Genomic DNA, 3,766 nt, shown 5'->3' on the forward strand with positions numbered 1-3,766 from the left:
TAGGAACCTACAGCTTTGATAAAAAATGGTCGGTTGATTTAACAGGAAATTGGTACGGTCCTATGAGGTTACCGATTTTACCTAATGACTTTAGACCAGAATATTCACCATGGTTTTTGATAGCCAATGTACAAATCAATAAAAAACTCAATAATGGAATGGAGTTTTATGGCGGGCTTAAAAATTTATTCAATTTCATTCCTAAAAATCCAATTATGCGCTCTTTAGACCCATTTAATAGGGATGTAGATGATCCAATAAATAATCCCTACGGTTATACTTTTGATCCCAGCTATAATTTTTCTTCTTTGCAGGGGATAAGAGGTTTTCTGGGAATACGTTATAATTTATTCAAATAGAAATGAAAGCTAAGGTAACTATATTATTTTTGGCGCTTGTAACATTTTTTACAGGTGCAATAGCGCAGACACTAAATTTGAATGGTATATTCGATGAAACTAAAAAGCCTGTTTTGTTTTATTTTCATACATCATGGTGTGTTTACTGTGGTTTACAAAGCAGAATGTTAAAAAAAGATGTCGGACTGATTAAAGAACTACAGTCGGAATTTAATGTAATTGATTTTGACGCAGAGTCTGACACAGAAGTGAGCTACAAAAATTATTTGATTAAAAATGTAAATCCACAAAAATATAGACCTCATCCTTTTGTAGAGCAGTTTAAAAATACAGGCGAAATCGGGTATCCTCTCTGGGTTCTGGTTGATTCTAATTTATACGTTCAATTCATCTATCAGGGATACTTGAAAAAAAAGCAACTTAAAGAGATAGTCGACTTTTATAAAACAAAACGTAAGTCTTCAAATTAAATAGCAAGGTAGTGCCAGGGTGTCTTGAGACTCGACTTAGGCAGGAATTCAAAACGTAAATTTTAAGATTAAAAATAATCTCAAATATTTTTTGTTTTCAATTACACTACTGACAAACTACTGTCATTTCATCTTAATAATTTTGGTTTATTAATCATAACAAAAAGACAAAATCATGGAAAACTCAGCAATCATCACACCGTCAGAACTATTAAAACATTGGCAAGGGCACAGAAACGTAACCAGAAAACTTATTGTATTATTTCCTGAAAAAGAGCTATTTGAATTTACTATTGGTGGCATGCGTCCATTTTCCGAAATGGTGAAAGAATTTTTGGCCATTGCAGTTCCGGGACTTAAAGAATTAGTTAGTGGGGAGAATAAGTCTTTTAACGAAAATCATGAACTTAAAACAAAAGCTCAATTATTAGAAGCCTGGGACGAAAGCACAGTTCTCATCAACGAATTGTGGTCGCAGCTTCCTCAAGAAAAATTCAGAGAAATGAATAATCTCTTTGGACAGTATAATTTTCCTGTAATTGACAATATCTTGTATTTTATCGACAACGAAATTCACCATCGCGGACAAGGCTATGTGTATTTAAGAGCTCTGGGAATAGAACCTCCCTTCTTTTGGGAGAGAGACTAAATTAACTTATGCAGGATTCTTTCCCTATCTGTATCCAATAAAAAGTACAATGTTATTTTTTATATAAGAACGCTGTTTAAATGCATATTATTTCGATCCCGTTTTACGGGATCGAAGCCTTCTTTCCAAGCGCTTTCGTTCATAAACCACCATCAATGAAGAATATACAAGTCTTTTAACTCCTTGTTCCCCATTATAATCTCTCTGAAATCTTTCGAATCATATTGCTCACTTTATCTTTAAATTCTATGGGCGAAATCACAGTTGCCTGATCTCCAAACATCAAAAACCACCTTACCAGATATTCATCATGCTGTTCGTTAGCCCTAAAAACCATTTCAACCCCATTTTCTTTTTCCTCTTCACTAACAAATCCATAATATTTCCTTGTCCCTTTTGTATATCTGGCTACCTCTTTTTCAAAGAATAACGTAATCACTTTCTTTCCAATATTCGAATCTTTTTTCCGATAATCTTCTATTTTACCATGTTCTTTAGTAAAAGAGACATCAGACAAGGTCAATCCAAGTATTCTATCTGTTCTAAACTGACGGTAATCTTTGCGTAAAAGACAGTACCCCAAAATATACCAATAGCTATGTTCGTTAAAAACGCCTACAGGCTCTATTATTCTATAAGTATGTTCATCATCAAAAGATTTATAAGTGAGGTTGATTTGTTTTTTTGAGGCTATGCTTTCCAGGATAGTTTCAAATACATGTGGAATAGTATCGTTAAATAGTTTATTTTGATTATAAATGGCTATCTGGCTATCTAAAGCTTCTAACCAATCTTTATCGGTATTTTTAAGTACCGCTTTTATTTTACCTATACCGGACTGAAACGATTCTTTCAAATTTTTATCTGTAAAACTTGCCATTAACTTTTCTGCAGTGACAAAACTGCTAGCCTCCTGTTTGGTAAACATAATGGGAGGCAACCTATACCCTTCAACAACTGTATAACCAATGCCTGCTTCACCAATAATCGGAACTCCGGAAGCTTCCAATGTTTTAATATCACGATAAATTGTTCTGAGACTGACATTAAACTTCTCGGCCAATTCTTGTGCTTTAACCGTTTTCTTAGATTGCAGATTGGTTAGAATTGCTACTACCCTATCGAATTTTTTTAGGCTAAGGTCTTCCATACTCTTAAATCATGCAATTTACAAATTAAGCTGTCAATAGTATGTCAGTAGCTTTACAATTACTAACTAATTTTGCTTTCATTCGCTTAATTTTATGATATTTGCAAACCTATGGCTACCAAGATTACTAACAGCATTAATATCAGAAACAAAAAGGCAACTTTTGAATACAACATTTTAGAAAAGTTTGTTGCTGGAATTAAATTGCTTGGAACCGAAATTAAGTCTATACGCCAAAGCAAAGCCAATATTGGTGACTCCTTTTGCGCTTTCTTAAATGGAGAACTGTATGTTAGAAACATGGATATCGCCGAATATTCTCATGGATCTTTTTATAATCACGAGGCCAAAAGAGACAGAAAACTCCTGCTTACCAAAAAGGAATTGAAAAAACTGGCAATAAAAGGTGAGGATAAGGGGTTAACAATTATTCCGCTGCGAATTTTTATAAATGAAAGGGGATTTGCCAAAATGGAGATCGCCTTGGCGCAGGGTAAGAAATCTTTTGATAAACGTGAATCTATTAAAGAACGTGATATCAAGAGAGAAATGGACCGTATGGTAAAATAAGCTCTTTTAAAAACGAGAAGGAATATTTGATTGACAACAAGCAGGCTTTTTAGATAACTCTTTAGAAACCGTTGCCTTCGGTTGTACTTTATCGTTTTTTATTGCTGTTTGTTGCTGCTTACTTTCTGAACATGAGTATATGAATATGGCCAATACCATCAAAGTCAGAACTAATACATTTCTATATTTCATATTTAATAAATTCGCTTACCAAAGTTATCATTTTTCTTTTACAAGCCGAGAAATATAGACCGATCATTTAATACCTTTATTTTTTAAGCGCTTCCTGCTCTTTAAGCGAATCGATATTGTTTTTATCACTATATTGATTTTTAATCTCTTCGAAGTTTTCCAGAATTTCTTTAATACTGTCAACGGTATCTGCGGCATATTGGTGCATATCCGGCAAGCGTTGTTCGAGTTTTTTATTACCTAATTCTATATTATCAACTTCTATTTTAGTGATCTTGTTCAGAACCGCTATCTGACTATTTTTTAAATCTTCCAACTCGTTGGTGATTTTCTCCATCAGTTCGAATTTCTTTAACTTATCCATAATTTTTCATTT

The 3,766-nt window shown here is 33.4% G+C and carries 5 protein-coding genes and 1 pseudogene; 4 read left to right on the top strand and 2 right to left on the bottom strand.

Annotated features, from left to right (window positions below):
- The 3 genes and pseudogenes from ABWO41_RS16500 to ABWO41_RS16510 all read left to right on the top strand — a co-directional run.
- Positions 1-359: pseudogene (locus ABWO41_RS16500) on the top strand (TonB-dependent receptor); the annotation flags it as partial.
- A 2-nt stretch (positions 360-361) separates the two neighbouring features.
- Positions 362-829: a thioredoxin fold domain-containing protein gene (locus ABWO41_RS16505; RefSeq protein WP_353140373.1), complete on the top strand. Its 468-nt coding sequence runs from the start codon at positions 362-364 to the stop codon at positions 827-829.
- Positions 830-1,004: 175 nt separating this feature from the next.
- Positions 1,005-1,478 (top strand): DinB family protein, encoded by a 474-nt coding sequence (locus ABWO41_RS16510; protein WP_353140375.1) that lies wholly within the window; start codon positions 1,005-1,007, stop codon positions 1,476-1,478.
- A gap of 193 nt (positions 1,479-1,671) precedes the next feature.
- On the opposite strand, the gene ABWO41_RS16515 is transcribed toward ABWO41_RS16510, so the two are convergent.
- Positions 1,672-2,628: a helix-turn-helix transcriptional regulator gene (locus ABWO41_RS16515; protein ID WP_353140377.1), complete on the bottom strand. Its 957-nt coding sequence runs from the start codon at positions 2,626-2,628 to the stop codon at positions 1,672-1,674.
- A gap of 111 nt (positions 2,629-2,739) precedes the next feature.
- Between ABWO41_RS16515 and smpB the strand changes: the two genes are divergently transcribed.
- A complete protein-coding gene (gene smpB, locus ABWO41_RS16520) occupies positions 2,740-3,198 on the top strand; it encodes an SsrA-binding protein SmpB (RefSeq protein WP_353140379.1) in 459 nt (152 codons plus the stop codon).
- A gap of 268 nt (positions 3,199-3,466) precedes the next feature.
- Here the strand turns inward: smpB and ABWO41_RS16525 are convergent, their stop codons facing one another.
- A complete protein-coding gene (locus ABWO41_RS16525; protein WP_013633035.1) occupies positions 3,467-3,754 on the bottom strand; it encodes a hypothetical protein in 288 nt (95 codons plus the stop codon).
- Positions 3,755-3,766: the final 12 nt, after the last annotated feature.

This window comes from Pseudopedobacter sp., from assembly GCF_040392825.1.
Classification (GTDB): domain Bacteria; phylum Bacteroidota; class Bacteroidia; order Sphingobacteriales; family Sphingobacteriaceae; genus Pseudopedobacter.